General features: G+C 35.7%; 30 protein-coding genes. 29 read left to right on the top strand and 1 reads right to left on the bottom strand.

Annotated features, from left to right (window positions below):
• Positions 1-18: 18 nt before the first annotated feature.
• The 4 genes from JNG87_RS20300 (at position 19) to JNG87_RS20285 (ending at position 3120) form a co-directional block, all read left to right on the top strand.
• Complete coding sequence (locus JNG87_RS20300; RefSeq protein ID WP_110010275.1) at positions 19-516, top strand: hypothetical protein; 498 nt, start codon at positions 19-21, stop codon at positions 514-516.
• Between the two features lie 461 nt (positions 517-977).
• The gene (locus JNG87_RS20295; protein WP_202840701.1) at positions 978-1637 is read left to right on the top strand and encodes an outer membrane beta-barrel protein; all 660 of its coding nucleotides are present in this window, start codon (positions 978-980) and stop codon (positions 1635-1637) included.
• Positions 1638-1711: 74 nt separating this feature from the next.
• Entirely contained in the window at positions 1712-2374 is a 663-nt protein-coding gene (locus tag JNG87_RS20290; protein WP_202840699.1) for an outer membrane beta-barrel protein, read from the top strand.
• An 83-nt stretch (positions 2375-2457) separates the two neighbouring features.
• Complete coding sequence (locus tag JNG87_RS20285; RefSeq protein ID WP_202840698.1) at positions 2458-3120, top strand: outer membrane protein; 663 nt, start codon at positions 2458-2460, stop codon at positions 3118-3120.
• 80 nt (positions 3121-3200) lie between these two features.
• On the opposite strand, the gene ffh is transcribed toward JNG87_RS20285, so the two are convergent.
• On the bottom strand, positions 3201-4562 hold the full coding sequence (ffh, locus tag JNG87_RS20280; protein ID WP_110010272.1) for a signal recognition particle protein: 1362 nt from the start codon (positions 4560-4562) through the stop codon (positions 3201-3203).
• 176 nt (positions 4563-4738) lie between these two features.
• Between ffh and JNG87_RS20275 the strand changes: the two genes are divergently transcribed.
• The 25 genes from JNG87_RS20275 to JNG87_RS20155 all read left to right on the top strand — a co-directional run bounded on the left by JNG87_RS20275 (position 4739) and on the right by JNG87_RS20155 (position 26642).
• Positions 4739-5110, top strand: coding sequence for a hypothetical protein (locus JNG87_RS20275; RefSeq protein ID WP_041461471.1), 372 nt, complete (start codon positions 4739-4741; stop codon positions 5108-5110).
• Positions 5111-5169: 59 nt separating this feature from the next.
• Positions 5170-6267, top strand: coding sequence for a F0F1 ATP synthase subunit A (gene atpB / locus JNG87_RS20270; protein WP_110010270.1), 1098 nt, complete (start codon positions 5170-5172; stop codon positions 6265-6267).
• A gap of 47 nt (positions 6268-6314) precedes the next feature.
• Positions 6315-6509: an ATP synthase F0 subunit C gene (gene atpE, locus JNG87_RS20265; RefSeq protein ID WP_002979108.1), complete on the top strand. Its 195-nt coding sequence runs from the start codon at positions 6315-6317 to the stop codon at positions 6507-6509.
• Between the two features lie 83 nt (positions 6510-6592).
• Entirely contained in the window at positions 6593-7090 is a 498-nt protein-coding gene (locus JNG87_RS20260; protein ID WP_047429825.1) for a F0F1 ATP synthase subunit B, read from the top strand.
• Positions 7091-7092: 2 nt separating this feature from the next.
• Positions 7093-7632 carry an ATP synthase F1 subunit delta gene (gene atpH / locus JNG87_RS20255; protein WP_002979112.1) on the top strand — a complete coding sequence of 180 codons (540 nt, stop codon included), beginning with the start codon at positions 7093-7095 and terminating at the stop codon, positions 7630-7632.
• A gap of 16 nt (positions 7633-7648) precedes the next feature.
• Entirely contained in the window at positions 7649-9226 is a 1578-nt protein-coding gene (gene atpA, locus JNG87_RS20250) for a F0F1 ATP synthase subunit alpha (RefSeq protein WP_110010268.1), read from the top strand.
• A gap of 76 nt (positions 9227-9302) precedes the next feature.
• Complete coding sequence (gene atpG / locus JNG87_RS20245) at positions 9303-10166, top strand: ATP synthase F1 subunit gamma (protein WP_110010267.1); 864 nt, start codon at positions 9303-9305, stop codon at positions 10164-10166.
• A 267-nt stretch (positions 10167-10433) separates the two neighbouring features.
• Entirely contained in the window at positions 10434-11792 is a 1359-nt protein-coding gene (locus JNG87_RS20240; protein ID WP_110010266.1) for a hemolysin family protein, read from the top strand.
• Positions 11793-11802: 10 nt separating this feature from the next.
• Positions 11803-12108 carry an ATP-dependent Clp protease adaptor ClpS gene (locus JNG87_RS20235; RefSeq protein ID WP_099049883.1) on the top strand — a complete coding sequence of 102 codons (306 nt, stop codon included), beginning with the start codon at positions 11803-11805 and terminating at the stop codon, positions 12106-12108.
• 210 nt (positions 12109-12318) lie between these two features.
• Positions 12319-12933: a uridine kinase gene (udk, locus tag JNG87_RS20230; RefSeq protein ID WP_002979122.1), complete on the top strand. Its 615-nt coding sequence runs from the start codon at positions 12319-12321 to the stop codon at positions 12931-12933.
• A 3-nt stretch (positions 12934-12936) separates the two neighbouring features.
• Positions 12937-13293: an FtsB family cell division protein gene (locus JNG87_RS20225; RefSeq protein WP_002979124.1), complete on the top strand. Its 357-nt coding sequence runs from the start codon at positions 12937-12939 to the stop codon at positions 13291-13293.
• Between the two features lie 104 nt (positions 13294-13397).
• Positions 13398-14561, top strand: coding sequence for a methylmalonyl-CoA mutase family protein (locus JNG87_RS20220; RefSeq protein WP_202840697.1), 1164 nt, complete (start codon positions 13398-13400; stop codon positions 14559-14561).
• Positions 14561-15001, top strand: a complete 441-nt coding sequence (locus JNG87_RS20215) for a DinB family protein (RefSeq protein ID WP_202840696.1) — start codon at positions 14561-14563, stop codon at positions 14999-15001. Before JNG87_RS20220 ends, JNG87_RS20215 begins: the two co-directional genes overlap by 1 nt.
• A gap of 57 nt (positions 15002-15058) precedes the next feature.
• Positions 15059-15442: a GxxExxY protein gene (locus JNG87_RS20210; RefSeq protein ID WP_202840695.1), complete on the top strand. Its 384-nt coding sequence runs from the start codon at positions 15059-15061 to the stop codon at positions 15440-15442.
• A 210-nt stretch (positions 15443-15652) separates the two neighbouring features.
• Positions 15653-16798 (top strand): class I SAM-dependent methyltransferase, encoded by a 1146-nt coding sequence (locus JNG87_RS20205; protein ID WP_238349631.1) that lies wholly within the window; start codon positions 15653-15655, stop codon positions 16796-16798.
• 140 nt (positions 16799-16938) lie between these two features.
• A complete protein-coding gene (locus JNG87_RS20200; protein ID WP_110010261.1) occupies positions 16939-17214 on the top strand; it encodes a hypothetical protein in 276 nt (91 codons plus the stop codon).
• A gap of 157 nt (positions 17215-17371) precedes the next feature.
• Complete coding sequence (locus tag JNG87_RS20195; RefSeq protein ID WP_202840694.1) at positions 17372-18751, top strand: dipeptidase; 1380 nt, start codon at positions 17372-17374, stop codon at positions 18749-18751.
• Positions 18752-18966: 215 nt separating this feature from the next.
• A complete protein-coding gene (locus tag JNG87_RS20190) occupies positions 18967-19887 on the top strand; it encodes a T9SS type A sorting domain-containing protein (protein ID WP_202840693.1) in 921 nt (306 codons plus the stop codon).
• 211 nt (positions 19888-20098) lie between these two features.
• Complete coding sequence (locus JNG87_RS20185; protein WP_202840691.1) at positions 20099-21022, top strand: T9SS type A sorting domain-containing protein; 924 nt, start codon at positions 20099-20101, stop codon at positions 21020-21022.
• Between the two features lie 80 nt (positions 21023-21102).
• Positions 21103-21810: an SDR family oxidoreductase gene (locus JNG87_RS20180; RefSeq protein WP_202840690.1), complete on the top strand. Its 708-nt coding sequence runs from the start codon at positions 21103-21105 to the stop codon at positions 21808-21810.
• Between the two features lie 199 nt (positions 21811-22009).
• Positions 22010-22756, top strand: coding sequence for an electron transfer flavoprotein subunit beta/FixA family protein (locus JNG87_RS20175; protein ID WP_047429867.1), 747 nt, complete (start codon positions 22010-22012; stop codon positions 22754-22756).
• A 40-nt stretch (positions 22757-22796) separates the two neighbouring features.
• Positions 22797-23744: an electron transfer flavoprotein subunit alpha/FixB family protein gene (locus JNG87_RS20170; RefSeq protein WP_202840688.1), complete on the top strand. Its 948-nt coding sequence runs from the start codon at positions 22797-22799 to the stop codon at positions 23742-23744.
• A gap of 189 nt (positions 23745-23933) precedes the next feature.
• Positions 23934-24533 carry a bifunctional nuclease family protein gene (locus tag JNG87_RS20165; RefSeq protein WP_034697639.1) on the top strand — a complete coding sequence of 200 codons (600 nt, stop codon included), beginning with the start codon at positions 23934-23936 and terminating at the stop codon, positions 24531-24533.
• Positions 24534-24555: 22 nt separating this feature from the next.
• Positions 24556-25938, top strand: coding sequence for a nucleoside permease (locus JNG87_RS20160; RefSeq protein ID WP_202840686.1), 1383 nt, complete (start codon positions 24556-24558; stop codon positions 25936-25938).
• A 299-nt stretch (positions 25939-26237) separates the two neighbouring features.
• Positions 26238-26642, top strand: a complete 405-nt coding sequence (locus tag JNG87_RS20155; protein ID WP_202840682.1) for a hypothetical protein — start codon at positions 26238-26240, stop codon at positions 26640-26642.
• The last annotated feature ends 1 nt before the right edge of the window (position 26643 follow it).

Raw genomic sequence — 26643 nt, 5'->3', positions numbered from 1 at the left:
AAATTTAAACTTAAAAAAATGAAAAAACTACTATTACTAGGTGCTTTTGCACTTTTAGGAGGTGTTGCTCAGGCACAGGAAGGTTTTAAATTGGGTGGACATATTGGTGTTCCTGTATCTGATGCAAGTGATGTATCTTCATTTACATTAGGAGTGGATGCAGCTTATATGTGGAATATTGCCAAAGGTTTCGACCTTGGGGTAACAACAGGATATTCTCATTTCTTTGGAAAAGATAACTTTGATGATTTTGGATTCGTTCCTGTAGCTGTTTCCGGGAAATATAAATTTAAAGGAGCTCCTGTTTTTGTAGGATTAGACCTTGGATATGGTATTTCTACAAAGGATGGGGTAGATGGAGGTTTCTATGCACAGCCTAAATTTGGATACCAGATGTCCAAAGGAGAGTTGTATATCGGATATCAGTCTATCAGTAACACACGTGATTATGGTTGGTACAAACATAATTGGAACGTAGGAGCTGTAAACTTAGGATTTAATTTCTTTTTGAAATAAGAAAAAGCAATTGCATATGAGAACTCCGGCCGAAGGCCGGAGTTTTTTGATTATTTATATAAAGACTTTAGCGATTTTTCTCTCAGTAATTTCTTATAAAGAGGATTTTGAACGGATTGGAAAAAGAAAAAACAACCTCAAATAATAAACGTTTGTTTAAATTTTAAGAGTTAATGGCTTTGAAATAAGCGTTTTAAGTTAATGGGCTTTAGCATTTCACCAGAATTTATGGGCTTTTGCTAAAAAATACAAAATTTAAAAAACTAAATATATTCAGCTCTTGTTGAAAAAAAGTGATTTTTTTATTCATAAAATTGTGAAAAACTTAATAACATCTCTTAACTAGGATTTATTTTTATAAAACCCTATATTTTAGTAATGATATTAATCACATTAACAAATTTTAATATTACTGGGCACCACTGTAAATTTGCCCTCAGAAAGTATTAAAATTTTTTACAATGAAAAAAATATTATTAGCGGGTGCTGTTGCACTTTTTGGTTTATCAAACGCTCAGATTGCTAAAGGAACTACATATTTATCAGGATCTGTTGGTTATTCTCAAAAAGAAACTGACAATGGTAACTATAAAAAAGAAAATTTCAACGTATTACCTACAGTTGGATATTTTGTAAACACTAACTTAGCAATTGGTCTAGGTGTAGGTTACGAAACTGAAAAGACTACAACAACTTCTACTACATATCCTCTACCTAACACAACAACTGTTAGCGAGAATGTAACTAAAAAACCAGCTTTTGTTGTTGCTCCATTCGTAAGAAAATACTGGACTTTATCTGATAAGCTATACATCTTCGGACAGTTAGCAGTGCCAATGCAGTTTGGAAAAACTGAAACTGAAAACAGTTCTGTAACTACTTCTGGAAATACTACAGCTTCTACTTCTACATCTACTGAAGCTAAATATACTCAGATTGGTGTTACTGTGAAGCCAGGTTTAGATTATTTCTTAAACAAAAACTGGTCTATCGAAGCTACTATCGGTGAGTTCGGTTATAACAACTACAAGCCAAAAGATGGTGATGCTACAAACAACTACAACTTCGGATTGAATTTATCTTCTGTAACTTTCGGAGTTAAATATGTATTTGCAAAATAATAAACAAAGCATATAGCAAGAAAGCCCTGAGAAACCCTTAGGGCTTTTTGCTATTCAAAACTAATATAATAATCATGAAAAAAATCATATTGATGGGCGCTGTGATGCTTTTTGGTTTATCAAATGCACAGATTGCAAAAGGGACCTCCTATCTTTCAGGACAGGTAGAATATTATCACAGCGAAAAGAATGAGTTCGAAACCAAAAGAAAAGATGATGTAATCAGAATTCTTCCTACAGCAGGGTATTTCGTTAATAACAACTTAGCAGTAGGGCTTGGTATAGGCTATAAAAGTGCTGTTACAAAATATAACGTAAGTGGTTCCGGATTTTATAATACAATTAAAATTAAAGATACGGATAATGCATTTGTAGTCGCTCCGTTCGTGAGAAAATACTGGACTTTATCGGATAAATTATTCATATTCGGACAATTACAGGTTCCATTGGAATTTGGTAAGGAAAAACTGGATTTTAACAGTGAAGGTGGTGGCGGAGATCCTATACTTTCCGCTCCGTTTACAGAAAAAAATAACTATACCAACATTGGAGTGAATATTAAACCGGGTCTGGACTATTTCCTGACTAAAAGCTGGTCAGTTGAAGCTACAATAGGAGAATTCGGATACAATACTTATAAAAAAGACCTGGAAGGGGCGAAAAGAACTAATGATTACAAATTGGGTATCAATTTAACTTCCGTGACTTTTGGAGTGAAATATGTATTTGCAAAATAGTAAACAAAGCATATAACAATAGGGCCCTGAGATTTTCTCGCGGTTTTTTTGTATTTTTGGAAACACTTTTTTATATAATAACCATGAAAAAACTATTATTAGCAGGTGCATTGGCACTTTTCGGGCTTTCTAATGCTCAAATGACTAAAGGGGACTGGGTGATCAGTGGGAACACCGGTATGGGTTTTAACAACACTACAACTACGGTAAAAGTAGGAGGGAACTCTGTTGACGGACCTAAAGTAAACTCATTTTCAATTACGCCTTCTGTAGGGTATTTTGTTATTGATAAATTAGCAGTTGGTATAGACTTAGGGTATTTTAATACTACTACTAAATATCAAGGTGTTAAATCTACAAATTCTACGTTCTCTGTAATGCCTACAGCTACTTATTATTTTACCAATTCCAGCAAGCTTGTGCCATTTTTAGGGGCAGGTATTGGATATGCATCCAATAAGACGAAATATTCTTTTTATAATAGTAATATCAATAATGAAGGGGTTGATCCTTTATTAATGCAGGATACAGAGAATACTACGGACGGTTTGGCGTGGGGAGTAAAAGGAGGGGTAACTTATATGGCGACTCAGTCTTTAGGAATCAATTTGGGTATTTCCTATGATCAGTTTTCAAATAAAGAAACTATTATGAATACTGATGTTAAAACGAATATTAAAACTTTCGGGGTTAACGTTGGTTTCTCTTATTTTATCAAAGGAAAGGCTCAGAAATCTGATAAATAATCAGCTTATTTAAAGATAAGAAAAACAAAAATCCGACTCTAATTTTGAGTCGGATTTTATATTTTGAATATGTTCTTTTGTTATTTTCCAAACATTCCACCCATTCCAGGCATATTCGGCATTTTACTCATCATCTGCATCATTTGCTTTCCCTGAGGGCCCTGCATCATCTTCATCATTTTACCCATCTGATCAAACTGCTTCATCAATTGATTCACATCTTCAATTTTTCTTCCTGCTCCTTTAGCAATTCTGGCTTTTCTCTGAGTATTGATGATAGAAGGTCTTCTTCTTTCTTCAGGTGTCATAGAATAGATGATGGCTTCAATGTGTTTGAATGCATCATCACTGATTTCTACGTCTTTAATCGCTTTTCCAACCCCAGGAATCATTCCCATCAGATCCTTCATATTACCCATCTTCTTGATCTGGTTGATTTGCTTAAGAAAATCATCAAAACCAAACTCGTTTTTAGCAATTTTTTTGTGAAGTTTTTTAGCTTCTTCCTCGTCAAACTGCTCCTGAGCCCTTTCTACTAAGGAAACAACGTCTCCCATTCCCAGAATTCTGTCCGCCATTCTTTCCGGATAGAAAAGATCCAAAGCTTCCATTTTTTCTCCTGTAGAGATGAACTTGATTGGTTTCTCAACAACAGAACGGATTGTTAAAGCCGCTCCACCACGAGTATCACCATCTAATTTTGTTAAAACAACTCCGTCAAAGTTCAAGGCATCGTTGAATGCTTTTGCTGTATTTACAGCATCCTGACCAGTCATTGAGTCAACTACGAAAAGAGTCTCCTGCGGTTTGATGAAATAATGTACGGATTTGATCTCGTTCATCATCTGCTCATCAATAGCTAGACGACCTGCTGTATCCACGATCACAACATCATGACCGTTTGATTTTGCGAAATTGATCGCGTTTTCAGCAATGGTAGATGGATTGGTAGCGCCTTCTTCAGTATAAACAGGAACTTTGATCTGTCCTCCCAATACTTTCAGCTGGTCAATCGCAGCAGGACGGTAAACGTCACATGCTACCAATAATGGTTTTTTATTTCTTTTTGTCTGTAAATAATTAGCAAGCTTTCCAGAGAAAGTGGTTTTACCAGATCCCTGAAGACCGGCAATAAGGATTACAGTAGGTTTTCCTGAAAGATTGATTCCTTCCTGAGAACCTCCCATCAGGTCTACCAGTTCATCATGAACAATTTTCGTCATCAGCTGTCCCGGAGTAAGGGAAGTAAGAACGTTTTCTCCTAATGCTTTATCCTGAACTCTCTTTGTAAGATCTTTCGCAACTTTATAGTTAACGTCGGCATCTACCAATGCTCTACGGATCTCTTTTACGGTTTCCGCCACATTGATTTCAGTAATTTTTCCTCTACCAGAAATATTGTGTAATGCCTTGTCTAATTTATCCTGTAAACTATTAAACATATTTATTGTAAATTATAGGTTTGCAAAAATAAGGAATTTTTAGGATATCCAAAGTGTTTGAACACGTAATATTATATATACACGTAATATTATTACAAAGAAGAAAAATGATAAATATCAAATCATAGTATAATACGATAGAAAAAGTCTATTTTTGCGATCAATTAAAAAATAGAATGAAAATTAATCCCAATATTCTTGTTGTCGTTTTATTCTTTCTGACCTTCCTGGTGCATTTTTCCCTATGGAAATTTGTTTTTCACCTGGATGAGATAGTGATCATTAAATTTTACCTTTTTCTAAGTGTCATGTTTATGATGATGATCACTCTTATTATCTTAATCAATAGAGTAGCACCGGAATTTTTAGGATTGTCTGTTATTGGTTTGATCCTTTTAAAATTCGGTTTAATGTACTTAATCAGAAAAAAACTGAACTTTGAAGTGATTCCAGGCTACAAATTCCATTTTATCATGCCTTATTTTGTCCTGACAGCACTGCTTACGTACTATGCAATCAAGCTTATTAATCATGATAAAAAACAGTAAAATTATTTATTGAAACTAGAAAAAATATCATATTTTTGCACAACGAAAAAAACCTATCAATGTTTAAGAAATTCGCAGTTTTATTCTACAGTATTTTTGTATTAAACTTAGTGTCTGCACAGCACGGAGAGGCTGCTGCTGGGGCAGCTCCTGCTCAAGAGCTTTCAGAGAAAGACAAAGTAAGCAAAGAAAACAAAGAGTTCATCGATCATCACTTATTGGATGCACATGATTTCACATTGATGGTTGATAAAGAAGGTCACCACATCGGTTTTCCTCTTCCTGTTATTATTTATGATAACGGTTTCCACTCTTTTATGAGTAACAAAGAAGGGTTCATGCATGGGGAGCCTACTGAAGTAGATGGTTCTTTTTATGTATTGCACCACGAGAAAATCTATAAGACTGATGCTGCTGGAACTTTAACACTTGGTGAAGACGGTCATCCTACCAATGTAAAGCCTTTAGATCTTTCTATTACAAAAAGTGTATTGATTATTTTATTAGTGTCAATCTTTATGTTTGTATTGTTTGTTGGAATGGCTAAATCTTATAAGAAGTCAGTAGTTCCTACAGGAGCAGCAAGATTCTTAGAGCCATTAATTATCTTTGTAAGAGACGAAGTTGCTATTCCTAATATCGGGCACAAGTATAAGAGATTCATGGGTTATTTATTAACAGTGTTCTTCTTTATTCTTTTCCTTAACGTTCTTGGATTAATGCCTTTTGGAATCAATGTTACAGGTAATATTACAATGACATTCTTCTTAGCTATCCTTACATATCTGATTACGACATTCTCAGCGAACAAAGATTACTGGAAACATATCTTCTGGATGCCAGGGGTGCCAGTTCCAATGAAACTGATCATGCTTCCAATCGAATTATTAGGAACAATCACTAAACCATTCGCTTTGATGATCCGACTTTTCGCCAACATGACTGCAGGACACATCGTAGTAATGAGTTTGATCGGGCTGATCTATGTATTTAAGAATTTTATCGCAGGTGTTGCATTCCCTTTCCTTACATTGGTGATTTATTTACTTGAAGTATTGGTAGCATTCCTACAGGCTTATATCTTTACAATGTTATCAGCACTGTTTATCGGAATGGCAGTAGAAGAGCACGAACACGAACATCATGCAGCTCACTAATTGAAATTATAAATTAAAGTAAAACAAATTTTTTAAAATTATATATTATGGAAATCCCTAAAATTGTAGGTGCTGGTATCGTAGTACTAGGTGTAGGTATCGGTCTTGGTAAAATCGGAGCTGCTGCTCTTGAAGCTATCGCTAGACAACCTGAGCAATCTGGAAAAATCCAAACAGCTATGCTTATCGCAGCTGCACTTGTAGAAGGTGTTGCGTTTGCTGCTCTATTCGCAGTAAACTAATTAAATTCAAACCATTATCTGTGACGGTTGGTTACAGATAGTGGTTCTTTAAAAAAAGTAATAATTATTTATACATTTATATAATGGAATTAATTCATCAGTTTTCATCAGGACTATTTATTATCCAGTCTGTTATTTTTCTAGCACTATTATTTTTGTTAGGTAAATTCGCTTGGAAGCCTATTTTAAATTCTATCAATGACAGAGAAACATCTATTGTTGACGCTCTTAATCAAGCTAAATTAGCTAGAAAAGAAATGGAAACTTTAAAAGAGGATAACGAAAGAATCATTCGTGAAGCTAAAATCGAAAGAGATGCGATCCTTAAAGAAGCCAGAGAAATTAAAGACAGAATCGTAGGGGAAGCTAAAGATGCTGCTAAAGCTGAAGGAGACAAAATGATCGAAGCTGCTAAACAGACTATCAACGCTGAGAAAAATGCTGCAATGGCAGACATCAAAACTCAAATTGGTACTTTATCTGTAAACATTGCCGAGTCTATCTTGAAGCAAAAGCTAGATAACAGCGAAGCTCAAAACGAATTAGTTCAAAATTATTTAAACAAATCAAACCTTAACTAAGAATGCTTACATCTAAAGTAGCTAAAAGATACGCACAAGGTTTACTTGACTTCACCAACGAAGCTGGGCAAACGGCTACTGTATTTTCAGAAATGAAAGATGTAGTAAAGGTAATGGCTGAATCTAAAGATTTAAACAAGTTTTTCCTTACTCCTTACATCGATTCTAAAAAGAAAATAGAAGTAGCAAACGAAATATTCAAAGGTTTATCTGTTTCTTCTCAAAACCTGATCAGATTGGTTATTAAGCACGGACGTGAAAACCAATTGAAAAATATTGCTCAGGAATTTATCAACAAAGTAGAAGACCTTAGTGGTGTACAAAGAGTAACGCTTACTACGGCAACTCCGCTTTCAAAAGAGAACCTTGACCAGATTTTAAGATCTACAAATCTTGTAAATGCTGATTCAAACTTTGATCTGAAAGTAAATGTTAAGCCTGAAATTCTTGGAGGATATATTCTGAGAGTAGGTGACCAGCAGGTAGATGCGTCTGTGAAGACAAAACTGAACCAAGTTAAAAAAGATTTCCAATTAAATTAAGAAAAACAACCATACAATGGCAGAAATAAATCCGGCAGAAGTATCTGCGATCTTAAAACAGCAATTGGCCAACTTCGATACTCAATCCAACGTTGAGGAAGTAGGTACAGTTTTAACCATCGGTGATGGTATTGCTCGTGTATACGGGTTAGAAAACGTACAATACGGAGAGTTGGTGAAATTTTCTAGTGATGTAGAAGGTATTGTACTTAACCTTGAAGAAGACAACGTGGGGGTTGCTCTACTTGGTGAAAGTAAATTAGTAAAAGAAGGTGATACAGTAAGAAGAACAAACAGAATCTCTTCTATCAAAGTAGGAGAAGGTATGTTAGGAAGAGTAGTAGATACTCTTGGTAACCCAATCGATGGTAAAGGTCCTATTACTGGGGATTTATACGAAATGCCATTGGAAAGAAAGGCTCCTGGAGTTATCTTCAGACAGCCGGTAACTGAGCCTTTACAGTCTGGTATCGTTGCAATTGATGCGATGATTCCTGTAGGAAGAGGGCAAAGAGAGCTTATCATTGGTGACAGACAAACAGGTAAAACTACTGTTGCTATCGATACGATCATCAACCAAAAAGAATTCTTTGATGCTGGTCAGCCAGTATATTGTATATATGTTGCTATCGGTCAGAAAGCTTCTACTGTAGCACAAATCGTTAAAACGCTTTCTGATAAAGGAGCTTTAGCTTATACGGTAATCGTTGCAGCTAACGCATCAGATCCAGTTCCAATGCAGGTGTATTCTGCAATGGCAGGAGCTTCTATCGGTGAGTTCTTCAGAGACACTGGTAGACCGGCGCTTATCGTTTATGATGATTTATCTAAACAAGCTGTTGCTTACCGTGAGCTTTCTCTACTATTGAGAAGACCACCGGGCCGTGAAGCTTACCCTGGAGACGTTTTCTACCTTCACTCAAGACTATTGGAAAGAGCTGCAAAAGTAATCGCTGATGATAACATTGCTAAGCAAATGAATGATTTGCCGGAGTCTCTTAAGCCAATTGTAAAAGGTGGTGGTTCATTAACAGCCCTTCCGATTATCGAAACTCAGGCTGGTGACGTTTCTGCGTATATCCCTACAAACGTAATCTCTATTACAGACGGACAGATCTTCTTGGAGTCTGATCTATTCAACTCAGGGGTTCGTCCTGCAATCAACGTAGGTATCTCTGTATCAAGGGTAGGAGGTAACGCTCAGATCAAATCAATGAAAAAGGTATCTGGTACATTGAAACTTGACCAGGCTCAGTATAAAGAATTGGAAGCGTTTGCTAAGTTCGGTTCTGACCTTGACGCTTCTACTTTAGCAGTAATTTCTAAAGGAGAAAGAAACGTAGAAATCCTTAAGCAGCCGGTAAATGCACCACTTCCTGTAGAAAGTCAGGTAGCTATCGTATATGCCGGAACAGAAAACTTAATGAGAAACGTTCCATTGAACAAGATTAAAGAATTCCAACACGAATACATCGAGTTCCTTAGATCTAAGCACCCGGATACAATGGCTGCTATCAAAGCTGGAAAAATCGATAACGATATTACAGGTGTTCTTAAGCAGGCAGCTAACGATTTAGCTTCTAAATACAACTAAAAAATTCAATGTTTAAGGTTTGAAATATAGCGTTTTAAACCTTAAACTTTAGACCTTAAACTTTGAACCCAAATTAATGGCAAACTTAAAAGAAATACGAGGCAGAATTACGTCAATTTCATCTACGATGCAGATTACACGTGCTATGAAGATGGTTTCCGCAGCGAAACTTAAAAAAGCACAGGATGCAATCGTGATGTTAAGACCTTATTCTGAAAAATTACAGGAGCTTATCCAGAATGTAAATTCTAGCTCTGATCCTGATCAGATTTCTGTATATGCTCAGAAAAGAGAGGTTAAAAGAGTACTATTCATCGCTGTTACTTCAAACAGAGGTCTTGCGGGAGCTTTTAACTCTTCTATCGTAAAAGAGCTTAACCTTCAGTTTCAGAACAACGCTCAGTACGAGATTGAAGTTCTTCCTGTAGGTAAAAAAGTATATGATGCTGTGAGAAAAAGCCGTAAGGTATATACTAATGGAAGTACTGTATATGATAATCTGAACTTTGATGCAGTTGCTCATATCACTGAAGGGGTAATGACAAGCTTCAGAGAAGGTAAATTTGACGAAGTTTATGTTATCTATAACAAATTCGTTAATGCTGCTACTCAGGAAGTTACTACAGAACAGCTTCTTCCTATCTCAATGCCGGAAAATACTGAGCCGCAGGTTGAAACGGATTATATCTTTGAACCTAACAGAGCTGAAATCCTAGATAACCTGATTCCAAAGTCTATCAAAACTCAGGTTTTCAAAGCGATCTTAGATTCAGTAGCATCTGAGCACGGAGCGAGAATGACTGCAATGCATAAAGCAACAGACAATGCTCAGGCTTTAAAGAATGATCTTGTGATCTTCTACAACAAAGCAAGACAGGCTGCAATTACCAACGAAATCCTGGAAATTGTTTCCGGAGCAGAAGCTTTGAAAAATTCATAAAGAATTATTTTACTATACCATAAAAGCACCGAATTTATCGGTGCTTTTATGTTTGTGGAAGGCTGAAACGGATATTTACCGCTTAAAAATATCGTTTCTGTTGAAAAACGAGTCGTTGTTCCAATTATTTTTTTTATTTGAAAATAGCGGTATTTTATTGTGTCACTTTCTGTTCCGAAAATTCCTCCATCGAAATAATCTATCCCGGATTCAGGTTATTTTTATTTTACATATCTTTGTACCTAATAAAATTTATACAATCTCTAAATGGACTCGGACATAGTCAGGCTTTTGCTGGCCTTATTTCTTGTTTTACTCAATGGCTTCTTCGTAGCCGCAGAATTTTCAATTGTTAAAGTTCGTTACTCTCAAATTCAGCTAAAAGCTGCAGAAGGAAACTCTATGGCTAAGCAGGCAGAACATATTATCAAGCATCTTGATGAATATCTTTCCGCTACACAATTAGGAATTACATTAGCATCCCTTGCCCTTGGTTGGGTGGGAGAAAGCGCCTTGCACCACGTGGTTGAAAGCCTCTTTCATTCGTTTAATATAGACTTGACACAAACAACGATTACCACCATTTCAGTGGTGACCAGTTTTGTATTGATTACCATCATGCACATCGTTTTCGGTGAGCTTATTCCAAAATCAATCGCGATCAGAAAATCTGAAGCCACTACAATGGCAACAGCAGTTCCGTTGAGAGTTTTTTACACGATTTTTAAACCGTTTATCTGGTTGATGAATTCCATGTCAAATGGTTTCTTAAGACTTGTGAAAATTCACCCGGCTTCGGAACAGGAAATTCACTCTACAGAAGAACTTCAGCTTTTGGTAAAGCAAAGTGCAGACAGTGGAGAGATAGAAGAAGAGAACTATGAGATCATCAAAAATGCATTTGATTTTACAGATCATTCTGCAAAACAGATCATGGTTCCAAGGCAGAATATTACCTCTATTGATTTTGAAGAAGATATCAATGATATTATCAACAAAATAATGGATAGCGGTTACTCTCGTATTCCAGTTTATATTGATTCTATTGATAATGTGATCGGAATTTTCTACACAAAAGAAATTATAAGAGAATTTGTGAAGAGAAAAGGAGATCTTGATCATGAAGATCTTAAAGACTTAATGCGTGACGCCTTCTTCGTGGTGGAAAGTAAAAAAGTTTCAGACTTACTGAAGACTTTCCAGCTTAAAAAACAGCACATCGCCATTGTTATTGACGAATTTGGTGGAACTGAAGGAATTATTACACTGGAAGATATTCTGGAAGAATTGGTAGGAGAAATTCAGGATGAAGAAGACGATGAAGAAAAAATCGTTGATAAAATAGCGGATAATACCTATTGGGTACAGGCTACACAGCCTTTGGAGGAAATCAATGAATTCCTTCCCAGAAAACTTCCTCTTTCCGAAGAAAGCGAGTACAACTCACTGGCCGGATTTATTCTTTATGAGCTCGAAGAAATCCCTGAAGAAAACCAGGAGTTTGATCTTGCAGACTATCACTTTAAAATTCTGAAAATGAATAACAAGAGTGTTGAACTGGTGGAACTTGTTTATCAGGAACCTAATGCGATTGATAATCTGGCAGACAAAATAGGAGAAGTTTAAAAGAATAAAAATGAATTTTTATAACAGCATAAAAGATTACGAAAATCCAAAACGTCAGTACGAAGAAGAAGTACTTGTTCTGGATGATACGGATGAAGTTTATAAACTGGTACTGCATAACGATGATATCCATACATTTGATTATGTGATAGACTGTCTGATCGAAATATGCAAGCATACGCTGGAACAGGCTGAGCAATGCACAATCCTTGTTCATTACAAAGGCAAATGTACCGTAAAAACAGGCTCAATGGATGTTCTGAAGCCTATGCATGAAAAATTAATTTCGCGCGAATTAACAAGCGAAATCGTATAAAATAAAAAACCGGCAAATGAATTGTCGGTTTTTTTTATTAAATCCCAAAAAGAAAGTTGAGTAATACCAATTAATCATAAAGACCTGCCGGTTTCCGGAATGTATTTTAATCTTTAAATCCTTTAATCTTTTAATTTCTCAATACTCTTACATTGTCATATTTTATCTAAAATAGTATATTTGTACCAACTATAAAGAAACAAAAAAACAATGCTTGTAATAGGAATTGCCGGTGGTACAGGATCCGGCAAAACTACAGTTGTTGATAAGATACTTCAGCAGCTTGATATTGAGGGAATGAATATCCTCTCTCAGGATAATTATTATCACGACAACCAGGGTCTTACATTGACGGAAAGAGAAGCTCTGAACTACGACCATCCGAAATCAATAGACTTTGACTTACTGATAAAACATGTAAAAGCTTTAAAAAACAATGAGCCGATTGAACAGCCGATTTACAGCTTTGTTACACATTCCAGAACAGGAGATCATGTCACTGTAGAACCTAAAAACGTATTGGTAGTAGAAGGAATTCTTGTTTTGACCAACAAAGAATTGCTGAAAGAATTTGATCTGAAGGTATTTGTTCATGCAGATTCTGACGAAAGACTGATCAGGAGGATCAGGAGAGATACCCAGGAAAGGGGAAGAGATCTGAGCGAAGTATTGCACCGTTATCAGACCACATTGAAACCAATGCACCAGGAATTCATCGAGCCGTCTAAAAATGAAGCCGATCTTATTATCCCCAATATGAAACAGAATTCCGTAGCCATTGATTTTTTAACTACTGTTATTAAAAACTCGTTGAAAAAACATTAAAAAATGGAAGAAAACAACCTTATCAAAGACATTCAGCCGAAATCTGAAACATTCAAACTTATCCAGAAATATGTTTTGAACAAGTATACCATTACGATCTGTCTGTTTTTGGTATGGATGATTTTTTTCGATAAAACTTCATTTCTTGTTATTAATGAACTGAATGGTGAGATTCATAAATATGAAGAGCAGCTGGATTATTATAAGAAAGAGTACGAAAAAAATGATGCTTTTTATAAGAAACTGATGAACAACAAGTCAGAAAAAGAAAAATACGCAAGAGAAAATTATTTTATGAAAAAACCGAATGAAGAAATTTTCATTTTGGTGGTAGACAGCACAAAAGTGGCTAAAAAGTAATAAAAGTTGAATAGAATTACGTTAATGATGAAATTAATTTTTAGTTTTTAAAAATTCACTTGCAAAGCAAAATTCACCATTAACAATTCACAAATAAAAAACTAATGTCAAATACAGATATACTTTCAAACTGGGAAAACCTGGTCAAAAAACAACTTAAAACAGAGGATATTTATCCCATTTTAGAAAAACAGAATCTGGAAGGAATAGAAGTGAAGCCTTTTTATACTGAAGTTCAGAAGCCTTTGGTAAACCTGCCAAGAGTTGAAGAAAGTACCCATCTGGTTGCAAGATACCACGAAAGTCTGGAAGAAGAAGTATTTGCATTTATGCTGGATCAGAATGTAGAAAATCTGGATCAGAAAACCATTTTTGTGAATAATAAAGATCTTGCAGGGCACATCAGTCCTAAAGAAGAAGACCAGTATTTTTCACTGATTGATGTTTTTAATGAAAAAGAAGGAAGTATTGATGATCAGCTGGTAAAAGAATTACTTTCAAAAGATTTTAAAAGAAATATCTGCGTAGATATCTCACTGCATCAGAATGCCGGAGCTGCCATCTATCAACAGCTTGGAATTGCCCTTGCGAAAGCTAAGGAGTTAGCAGAAGTGTATGGAGCTGAAATTTTAAATAAATTGATTTTCAGAATAGCTGTAGGAGGAAGTTATTTCTTTGAAATGGCTAAGCTGAGAGCTTTTAAGATTATTTTCAACCAGCTTTCAAAAGAATACGGACTGGATGTAGTTCCTTACATCTTTGCTGAAACTTCGTTACGAAATAAAGCTGTTTCAGATAATGAAAACAACCTGATCCGTTCTACCCTGGAGCTTGCTTCTGCCATGATTGGCGGAGCAGACGCTGTTTTCTCCAACAATTATCTTGTAGACAGAAGTACGGATAACTCGGAAGAGATCTCTTTCAAGCAACAGATTGTTCTGGCATACGAAAGTATCATCAACGTATTTGAAGATGCTTCCAACGGAAGTTATTATGTTGAAGATATTACCCGGCAGTTTGCAGAAAAAGCATGGGCTTTATTTGTTGAAATTGAAGAAGCAGGAGGATATCTTGAGCTGTTGAAACAGGGAGCTATTCAGAAAAAAATCTATGATCATGCGATTGAAGAGCAGCAATGGATTGAAGAAGGTAAAATAAAGCTGATCGGAGTGAATCTGTACCCTAAATTAGACGTTAAAAAGTCTATTACGGATCTTTACAGCGAAAAAGAAATAAAAGCCGTACGCTGGGCTGAAATGTTTGAGTAATGAAAGAAAAACTGATAGATTTATTTGAATATACCCATCATTTCAACGCTGAGATGATTAAAGTTATTTCTGAAAACAGAGAGCTTATTAACGATAAAACGGTCAGTTTGATAAATCATACCTTTAATGCACAACAGATCTGGAATGCCCGGATATTGGGAGAGGAAACCTTTGAAGTATGGCAGATCAATCCCTTTGAATCCCTGGAGGAGATTAATCATAAGAATTTTCTTAAAAGTATTGACATTATCAGTAATCTTGATTTGGATAAAAGAATAGAATATCAGAATTCAAGAGGGACAAAGTTTGAAAACACTATTTTTGAAATGCTTTTTCATGCCGTCAATCACTCCACGTATCACAGAGGACAAATCAATTCTTTGCTTAAGCAAAACGGTATAACTCCGGTAGCGGCTGATTATATTTTTTATAAGAGATAATTTGATCATTTCTAACAAGATTTTGTGTAGATTTATGAAACACAAAATGCAAATGTTATGAAAGAAAATGAGATAAGTTTTTATATCAGAAAATCTATATTTTCTGTTTATAATGAACTTGGACTAGGTTTATTGGAAAAAGTTTATGAGAAGGTTCTGGCTTGCGAATTGGAAAATAATGGTTTAAAAGTGAAGACTCAGGTTCCGATGAAGGTTAAATTTAGGGATATTATTATTGATTCTGGTTTTGTTGCCGATATAATTGTTGAAGATAAAATTATTATAGAAGTAAAAGCCGTAACGGAAATAGCAAATATTCATCATCAACAGTTGTTAACCTATTTAAAGTTAACAGGATTGAAATTAGGAATTTTGGTAAACTTTAATACTGATTTTATCAGTAAAAGTATTTTTCGGAAAGTAAGAGGGAATTTAGACTAATATTCAAAAATGGACCACAGATGGCACAGATTTTCACAGATGATTGCACATATTTTTTTTAACTTTCAATGATTATGGGTATTCTGTTACGTAAAATGAAACATTAAGCATCTATGGAGATTTTTTTATGCGGTTAAGAATGAATAAATTCAAATATTTAAAATTACTAAATAAATAAAACATAAACATCTGTGAAAATCCGTGTCATCCGTGGTTAAATTAATAAATAAGGAAATCCAAAACTACATCAGTGCAAATCTGAAAACAGATTTACATACGCTATTATTGAAAAAATCACCATTTCCGGAGGTTTCTATGCAGGAAATTGTACAGCAGATCAAGGGAAAACAAGTTGCAGAAAGAAAATTTCCGTTTCTTTTAAAAGAAGGTATTCTTTTTCCACCACAGCTTAATCTGGAACAGTCATCATCAGAAAAAACAGCGCTTTATAAATCTGAAATTCTGAAAGGAAAGAAATTCATTGATCTTACAAGCGGTTTTGGTATTGATGCTTATTATCTCTCCCAAAATTTTGACGATATCACTTTGGTAGAACAAAATACCGCGCTTTTAAATATTGTTGAAAATAACTGGAACATCCTGGGCCGTAAGGCAAAATTTTTCAACAGAAAACTCGAAGATTTTCTGGATGAAAATCAGGAATATTTCGATGTTGTTTATCTTGATCCGGCAAGGAGAGACCAGCAAAAGAACAAAGTTTTTCTTTTAGAAGACCTGTCACCTGATATTCTTGAAATTCAGGGAAAATTACGGGCTATTTCCGGTCAGGTAGTTGTTAAACTGTCACCTCTTATTGATCTTAAATATCTTGTCTCTGTGCTGCCCGGTATTACAAGAATTGATGTTATTGCCCTCAAAAATGATGTGAAAGAAGTTGTCGTATTTCTCTCCAACGAAAATACGGATAAGATCATCTGTAATTGTGTGAACCTTGAAAGCGGAGAAGAGACTTTTACATTCAGATTTGGGGAAGAAGAAACTGCGGAATCGGAATATTCCGAACCGGAAAAATACATTTATATTCCCAATCATTCTATTTTGAAGGCGGGAGCTTTTAATTTGATTTCCCTGAAATTCGGATTGAAAAAACTTCACCCCAACAGCCATCTTTACACTTCTACTGAAAAGATTGAAAATTTTCCGGGAAGGATTTTGGAAATGGAATCTGTTGATTCTAAAAGTATTAAAAAGAAAGGACAGTTTAATATCATTGCAAAAAATTACCCTTTAAAACCTGAAGAAATCAAAAAGAAATACGGTTTAAAAGACGGAGGAGATCAGTATCTTATTTTTACCCAATCCAAAAAAGGGAAAATAATATTAAAATCAGTATAAAAATGTTGCCGAAAAAAGCAGGATTTCTTACTTTTGGGCAATCAAAAATTGAAGCATGTAATCGCTTGCTGTTTGGAGGGTCAGAATAGATTGAAAATAGTGCGGTTCCATATTATCTTTTAAAAAAAATAATTTTACATATGAAAAAATTAGTTATCTGTTTAGCGATTGCAACGGTAGCGGTAAGCTGTAAAAAAGTTCCGCAAGGAGGAAACAAAGCTACTTTGAAACTTGAAGAAGGAGTAGAAAGATATTCTGACGCTCCTCAGGGAGAAGCTCACGGACATGAAGCTGCTGCAGCAGAGCATAAAGAAGAAGCTCCTGCAAAACCTGAAGAAGCTGCTGCTCCAAAAACAGACAGTACTGCTGCTGCAAAACCTGCTGAAGCTGATAAAGCTCCAAAAGCTGAACACTAATTAGAAGTACAAAATATATAAGTGCCCTGTTTCTGCAGGGCATTTTTTTATTAAAAAGAGGGCTATGGGGTTCATTAGCATGAGATTGGGAAAATCCTTTCTTTTTGTTTGTCCCTGCCAGGCATTTTTTTTAATTTTAACAAAATAAATTTTTACAATGCAAGAGACATTAAATTACATCAACGAAAACAAACAACGTTTCGTGGATGAATTATTTGAGTTATTGAGAATTCCTTCTATTTCTGCAGATCCGGCGTATAAAGATGACGTTTTGAAATGTGCAGATGTAGTAGCGGCACACCTTAAGAATGCTGGAGCTGACAATGTTGAAGTTTGCCAGACAAAAGGATATCCAATTGTTTTCGGGGAGAAAATTTTAGATAAAAGCTTACCTACAGTATTGGTATACGGACACTACGATGTTCAGCCGGCAGATCCGTTGGAATTATGGACAAAGCCACCTTTTGAGCCTTATATTGAAAAAACTGAATTACACCCTGAAGGAGCTATCTTCGCAAGAGGTTCTGCTGATGATAAAGGACAGTTCTTCATGCATCTGAAGGCTTTTGAGGCCATGATGAAAACCAATGCTCTTCCTTGCAATGTTAAATTTATCTTAGAAGGAGAAGAAGAAGTGGGTTCTGTAAGCTTGGGAGACTGGGTAAACGAGAACAGGGAGAAATTAGCTTGTGATTGTATCTTAATTTCGGATACCCATATTTACAGCAATGAGCAACCTACTGTAACAACTGGTTTAAGAGGTTTAAGCTATGTAGAAGTAGAAGTGGAAGGTCCAAACAGAGACTTGCACTCAGGTCTTTACGGCGGAGCGGTTCCAAATCCTATCCATGTTCTTTCGAGAATGATCGCTAATCTGATTGATGAAAACGGTCATATCACTATTGATGGGTTCTACGACAATGTAGAAACTGTTTCAGATGCCGAAAGAGCTGAAATGAACAAATTGAAAGACAATCCGGAAGAATTCAAAAAATCAATCGGATTAAGTAATATTGAAGGTGAAAAAGGATATACTACTTTAGAAAGAACTTCTATCCGTCCTACTTTAGACTGCAACGGAATCTGGGGTGGTTACACAGGAGAAGGAGCTAAAACTGTAATTCCTTCAAAAGCTTTTGCTAAAATTTCAATGCGTCTGGTTCCTTACCAGACTCCTCAGGAAATCACGGAAAAGTTCACGAAATATTTTGAAAAAATCGCTCCGGATACAGTAAAAGTAAAAGTAACTCCTCACCATGGAGGAATGCCGTACGTTTTACCAACCAATACAAAAGAATTTGCTGCTGCGAAACAGGCAATGGAATCTGCGTTTGGAAAAGAGGTGCTTCCATACAGAGGAGGAGGAAGTATTCCGATTACAGCCATGTTTGAGCAGGTTTTAGGAGCTAAGTCTGTATTGATGGGATTCGGATTGGATTCTGATGCGATCCACTCTCCAAACGAGCATTATGGGCTGTTCAATTTCTATAAAGGGATTGAAAGTATTCCATTGTTCTTTGAGAATTATTCAAAGTAATTGATCAATAATATAAAGCAAAAAAATAAGGTATTTCTGGAAAGAAATACCTTATTTTTTTGCTTTATATTATTCTGTTATCAACTGCCGGGAAAGCCTTTTTAAGAATTTTAAAAATTAAATTCACTGAAAATAAAAGGGTTAATTTTTATTTGCAATAAGTTATTTCACTATTCATTGAAAGTTTATATTTTTAATACAAAACTTGATTTACTATGAAAAAATACTACTCAGTTGCAATTTTGCTATCGTCAACATGCATTTTAGCCCAGCAGACCATTTCCTTTGAGCCTAATGAAGGATTTAACACCGGAGATATCAATGGTCAGGCAGGCTGGATCAGTACCCCCACAGGAGGTATACCGCAAAATGTTACCCATCAGACCATCAGCATGGATAAAGCCAGTGATGGTAGCCGTTCCCTTAGAATCGTAAAAGAAAATACATATGGAACTCAGAATGATCCGATCATAGGAGGGTTTTATAATCTTCCGGCACCGTTGGCTTCCAACAATTTTTCTGTATCATTCGATATCAACATGTCGCAGTTCAACGGCTCTGATTTTGGTTTTCAGGGCGTAAACAGTATTGATGACCAGTCTGTGGTGAGATTGGATTTTGAAAAAACAGGATCGGTAAAGATTTTAAACACGGTTTCAGGTATACAGAATCTGATTTCCCTGCCTTCAATCTGGATACCTAACACCTGGTTTCGGTTAAAAATAGTAGGAAGTGCCACAGATGTGCGGTATTACCTTAATAATGTGCTGATCTACACTGGAACAGCCGCCAATTCTTTAAATATAGACCAGCTTCGTTTCGTCCATAATAATTCATTGGGATTAGCTTATATTGATCATATCAAAATTAATAGTGAACTGGGGGTAATGGCGGTACATGATTCTAAAGAAAACACTAAGGAAATTGCGGTTTATCCTAACCCCGCCCATGATTTTATCAATATTAATACAGTTGCCAAAGTAAAAAGTATTGACCTCTATGACGAGACAGGAAAACTCATAAAGACGGAAATAAACAACAATAAAATAGAGGTAAAAGGCTTAAGCGCAGGAATATATAGTGTCAATGTTAAAACCGAAGGAGGAAATTTTACAGAAAAAGTGATCATCCGCTAAATTATTTCTTACCTCTGGAAACATGGGATCTTTTTAGCGTTTTAATGTATTCATGGATGATTTTTCGGCATTGATATTCTTTCTTGGATTTAATATCTTTACGATTTTTGATTAAAAATATTATGTTAATTCGTTAATATGTGTAAAAAATTAACGTGTTTTGTTTTTTAGATTTAAAACGTATATATTTGCTTGAAACTAAAAAAATATCATGAAGAAACTTTACATTTTCGCAATTTCGTTGATTTCAATATCATCTTTTGCCCAGCAGACCATTTCTTTTGAAGCCAGTGAAGGATATACAGCAGGGAACATTAATGGACAGCAGGGTTGGGTTACTACCAATGATGGAGGAGTACCGCCGGTATATATAACAACCCAATTGGTGTCATCTGAAATAGCAAGCCAGGGATCAAATAGTTTTAAAATCACTCCGGATCCAGCGTATGGGCCGCAACAGAGCCCGGTAATGGGTGGCTTTTATACCTTTACGACACCCCTGACATATAACAGCTTTACACAGTCATTTGATGTAAGACTTACCCAAAAAAGTACATCCAGTTCAGATTTTGTTTTTAGAACAGTAAGTACAACAGGAGCTGGAGGAATTGTTACCTATATCGATTTTTCTTATGACGGAAGTATTTTACTCGCTACAGCAGGATCCGGTAATCTGGTTAATACCAACCAGACCTGGAATGCCAATACCTGGTACAGGGTAAAAATAGTTTCTACGGCTACAGGAATCCAATATTTCCTGAACGATGCTCTAATCTATACAGGACAGCCATTCAGTAATAATAATATTAACAGAATGGATTTTGTACATGACAACTATGGAGGTTCGGCCTATATCGATAATATTAAAATCAATAATGAAGCAGCGTTATCTACGAAAGATGCCGTTAAAAATGATGTGAAACTGTCCATCTATCCAAACCCTGCTACTGAGGTTATAAAAATCACAACTCCTAACAAAATTAAACATGTTGAAGTATATGATATGTCCGGAAAAAGAGTGGATGCAACACTCAATGGCGATCAGGTAAACGTTAGAAATCTATCTGCCGGAACTTATTTATTGAATGTGGAAACAGAAGGAAGAAACTTTACAGAGAAGTTCATCAAAAAATAATTACTGATAAATCTTAGTATCAGCAAAACGCTCCAATTGGAGCGTTTTTGTTATTTTAGAGAATTAAAAATTTTAATCATATGTCAGATCATAAAACAGCTTATATAACAGGCGGAACCAAAGGAATAGGTTTCGGGATTGCGAAAATTTTACTTGAAAATGGTATTTCTGTAGCATTTTCAGGAAGAAAAAGAGAAGATGTGATGAAGGCGGAAGAAGAACTTAAGCAATATTCAGAAAATGTTTTGGGAATTGTTTCTGATGTAAGAAGCTTGGAAAGCGAACAGGAAGCTGTAAAATATACCGTTGAAAAGTTCGGAAGGCTGGATTATGTTATTGCTAATGCAGGATTAGGGATTTTTAAGCCCGTAGATGAACTTACCGCAGCAGAATGGAATGATATGATAGAAACCAATCTTACAGGGGTTTTCTATACTTTAAAAGCCTCTGTAGAAGAGTTGAAAAAGACAGAAGGCTACTATATTACCATTTCCAGTCTTGCAGGTGCCAATTTCTTTGAAAACGGAACTGGATACAATGCTTCCAAATTCGGAGTGGTAGGTTTCACTCAGGCTGCCATGATCGATTTAAGAAAATACAATATTAAATCTACTGTAATTATGCCTGGATCAGTAGCCACTCATTTTAATGGAAATATTCCGTCTGAAAAGGACAGTTGGAAGATCCAGCCTGAAGATATGGGGAATCTTGTACTGGATATTTTAAAGATGAACCCAAGGGTTTTGCCGAGTAAAATAGAGTTTAGGGCAACAAAACCAGCGAAGTAACTACATCTAATGTATTGAATAATAATTTAATAAGTATTATGCATGCATAATATATTTTTTATTTATATTAGCAAAAATTAATTCAAACAAAATCTCTGCATAAACTGTCATGATTTTATGCGCCAAAAGGGAAAAAATAAAATAGCACACATGAAACCTTAAGGTTACATATGACCAATAAAAAAATTAAGAACAACATATGAAAATATTAGTTTGTATTAGTAGTGTTCCGGATACTACTTCCAAAATTAACTTTACAGCAGACAAATCTGCTTTCGACAAAAACGGAATTCAGTGGGTAATTAATCCTCTAGACGAATTTGCGTTGACAAAAGCGGTTAAACTTCAGGAATCTCAGGGAGCAACAGTAACGGTAATCAACGTAGGTGATGCTGCTACAGAACCTGTAATCAGAAAAGCTTTGGCAATTGGAGCTAACGATGCTGTAAGAGTAAATCTTGACCCGAAAGACAGCTATTCTACAGCAAAAGAAATTGCAGCTGTAGCTCAAAACGGAGGATATGATCTTATCCTGTGCGGAAAAGAATCGATCGATTATAACGGAGGTTCTGTTCCGGGAATGGTAGCTCAGTTATTAAACCAACCTTTCGTAAACGCTTCTGTAGGATTAGACGTTAACGGAAGTGAAGCTACAGCAGTAAGAGAAATTGAAGGAGGAAAAGAAACTATTTCAGTAAAATTACCGGCAGTTATTGCAGGTCAGAAAGGATTGGTAGATGAAAAAGATCTTATCATCCCAAATATGAGAGGAATTATGTCTGCAAGAACAAAACCTTTGCAGGTAGTAGAGCCTTCTTCCTCAGAAGTAAAAGTTCAGGGTGTATCTTATGACAGCGTTCCGCCAAGAGCTGCTGTGAAAATGGTTTCTCCTGATAATCTGGATGAATTGGTAAGATTACTTCACGAAGAAGCTAAAGTAATCTAATCTTTAAATTTTTCAATCTTTAAATTTTAAATGTAAAACAATGGCAGTATTCGTATACGCAGAAAATATAAACGGAGTTTACAAAAAAGCAGCTTTCGAAGCAGTTTCTTATGCTAAAGCTATTGCTGATAAAGCGGGAGATACCGTTACGGCAATCTCTGTAAACCCAACTGATTCTTCAGATTTATTATACAAATATGGAGCATCAAACGTTATCAATATCAAAGACGAAGGTCTTAAAAATTTCTCAGCAAAAGCATTTGCACAGGCTGTAAGTGAAGTAGCAGACGGAAATATTATCGTTTTCCCTCACACTACTGACGCTTCTTCCGTAGCTCCTATGCTTGCTGTAATGAAGAACTATTCTTTAATTACCAATGCATTGGAAACTCCAGAAAGCCTTTCTCCTTTCCAGGTAAAAAGAAGAGCATTCTCAGGAAAAGGTTTCATGCATGCAAAAGCAGAAGGAAACGGAGTAATCGTTACTGTTTCTCAAAACGCTTTCGGTGTTAAAGAAAATGCAGTATCAGGTTCAGAAGAAGTGAAAAACTTATCTGTTGCCAATGAAGATACTAAAGTGATTTCTCACGAGCAGAGTTCTGGTAAATTAGACCTTAAAGAAGCTGAAATTGTTGTTTCTGCAGGTAGAGGTATGAAAGGACCTGAAAACTGGGGAATGATTGAAGATCTGGCAAACGTTTTAGGAGCAGCTACAGCATGTTCCAAGCCGGTTTCTGATATCGGATGGAGACCTCACACAGAACACGTAGGACAAACAGGTAAAGCAATTTCTCCGAATCTTTACGTTGCAGTAGGAATTTCAGGAGCGATTCAGCACCTTGCGGGAGTTAACTCTTCAAAAACTATCGTAGTAATCAACAGTGATCCTGAAGCACCATTCTTCAAGTCTGCTGACTACGGAGTAGTAGGAGATGCTTTCCAGATTATTCCTGCATTAACAGAGAAAATTAAAGCAATAAAAGGATAAGAAAGTAAATTGTGAATAGTCAATTCGCTTTGCTCGTCAATTTTTTAATGAAATAATTCACTTGCGAAGCAAAATTCACTATTGACGTTTGACAATCATCAACTATACAGATAAAAGCTCGGCTTTCCGGGCTTTTATTTTTGCGTAAAAAAGTGAAAACACAATAAAAAATTAATCTATATTTGTGCTATGGATTATAAGCAGCTAATTATTCGCGGAATATCGTACAGCCAGACCCAGTCGGGGGCGTACGCATTGTTACTGGAACATGAAGAAACACACATAAAATTACCTGTTGTTATAGGAAATTTCGAAGCCCAGTCTATCTCTCTTGGACTGGAAAAAGATATTCATCCACCGCGTCCTCTTACTCATGATTTATTTACAAAATTTATAGTTTCTGCCAATTATGAGTTAATTTCTGTCATCATCTATCAGATTGTAGACGGAGTTTTCTTCTCCAATATCAACTTTAAAAATAAAGTAACAGAAGAAGAACTGATCCTTGATGCCAGAACTTCCGATGCTGTTGCCATGGCCGTAAGATTTGACGCGCCTATATTTACAACACAGCAGGTTTTAAATGAAGCCGGAATTTTACTGGAACTGGAAGATGTTTCAAAAGAAGATCAATCTTTCTCAGAAACTGTACAGACAGAAGATAACTTAAAATCTCTTTCAATGGAAGAACTTCAGAAATTATTGGATGAAGCCGTTAAAGAAGAAGACTATGATACCGCCCTTGAAATCCAGGAAGAAATCAAGAGGAGGAAAAAGAAAATTGACTAAAGAGATACTTTTTTTATAAACTATGAATTTAAAATTACGACTGACCATCCTCAGTTTTCTCCAGTTTTTTGTTTGGGGAGCCTGGCTGATTACGATGGCAAACTTCTGGTTTGGTACAAAGCATTGGGACGGAACTCAGTTTGGAGCTGTGTTCGGAACAATGGGAATTGCTTCCATCTTTATGCCAACCATTACTGGAATTATTGCTGACCGCTGGGTAAATGCGGAGCGCATATTTTCAGTATTACACATTCTTTATGGGGTTATTCTTTTTATACTGCCTCATTCTGCAGATCCGAATTCCTTCTTTTCGGTAATGCTTGTAGCCATGTGTTTCTACATGCCTACCATCGCATTGGCCAATTCAATTTCTTATACAATCCTGAAAAATAACAATCTGGATGTAGTGAAAGACTTTCCACCGATTCGTGTATGGGGAACTATTGGTTTTATTGTTGCCATGTGGATCACCAACCTTAGTGGAAATAAAGCAACAGAAGGTCAGTTTTATATCGGAGGTGTTGTAGCAATTTTCTTAGGAATTTATGCCCTTACACTTCCAAAATGCCCACCACAAAAGCTGATTGATAAAAACTCTCCATTATCTGAACAGTTAGGCTTAAATGCTTTCAAGCTTTTCGGAAACTATAAAATGGCATTATTCTTTATGTTTTCAATGCTTTTGGGTGCTGCGCTTCAGCTTACCAATGCCTATGGTGATGTATTCTTAAGTGAATTTGCTAATTTCCCTAAATATGCAGACTCATTCGTGGTACAGAGATCTACCATCATTATGTCAATTTCCCAAGTTTCAGAAACCCTGTTTATTTTGGCAATTCCTTTCTTCCTGAAGAAATTCGGAATTAAAAAAGTAATGCTGATGTCTATGCTGGCCTGGGTGTTAAGATTCGGTTTCTTTGCTTATGGGGTACCGGACGGATTTGGACTTTCATTGATCATTCTTTCATGTATTGTGTACGGAATGGCCTTTGATTTCTTCAATATCTCAGGATCACTCTTTGTGGAAACAACTACCGATAAAAAGATACGTTCTTCAGCTCAGGGATTATTTATGATGATGACGAACGGTTTTGGAGCTGTTTTTGGAAGTTATGCTGCAGGATGGGCTATTGATAAGTTCTTTACCCATAAGTTTTCTACGGCTTCAGATCTTTCTGCTTATCTGCAAACGACACCTGATAATCCTACATTCCTGGATATTTTAAAGAAGAGTTTCAACGCAGCTGTGAATTCAGATGGAACTCTTTCCTCTGTGGTGATGGTAAAAGACTGGCAGCAGATATGGCTTTCTTTCGCAATCTATGCATTAATACTGGCTGTTTTCTTTGCGGTATTGTTCAAGCATAAACATAACCCGGAAGATGTTTCATCAGTTAAACATTAATTAGACCTTATATATATTAAGATATTAAATTGCATTTTTGAAAAAAGATGCAATTTTTTTTTATTCAAATATCCTTTTATCAAATAATGCTTTGCCGGAGAAAAATATGGACTTCAGATTGATATAGAAACAGTAAATGTTAATTTTTAATTTGATAATAAATCTCATTTTTCTTTATATAATAATTAGAAATATCGATTTTTTTTTATGGCTAACAAGTGTTCGGGTGCGGAATTTCTATTTTTAAAACACCCTATTTAAAAGTGTGTTTTTTTTTGTATTTTGGCACTTTAGTAAATATGAAAAATATTCAGTTATTAGGATTACTGTTAGTAATTGTAGGTAGTTTTCTACCCTTGGTACATGTACCTGTAATAGGGAACTGGAACTATTGGAAGCTTGATCATTATCTGGCTATCGCATGCTGGATTTTCTCCGCATGTGCAGTTTTTGGGATTGTAAACAATAGTGCAAAAATTGTAAGGTTCTTTGGTATTCTCCTTATTCTTCTATTCGGATTTACCTTAGTTGCTGTGAAAATGCAGTCGCTGCAATACTTTAGCTTTTTACCATTCAAATCCTGGCAGGAAACTTTTGCAGGAATCGTTACATTGAAATGGGGTTGGGCTGTAGAGTTTTCAGGTGCTTTTCTGATGGTTTTTGCACGAGGAAATAAAAAAGTAAATAACAGAACACAAATATAAT

It is taken from the genome of Chryseobacterium cucumeris, from assembly GCF_016775705.1.
Classification (GTDB): domain Bacteria; phylum Bacteroidota; class Bacteroidia; order Flavobacteriales; family Weeksellaceae; genus Chryseobacterium; species Chryseobacterium cupriresistens.
This window is presented reverse-complemented; position numbering and strand designations above follow the sequence as displayed.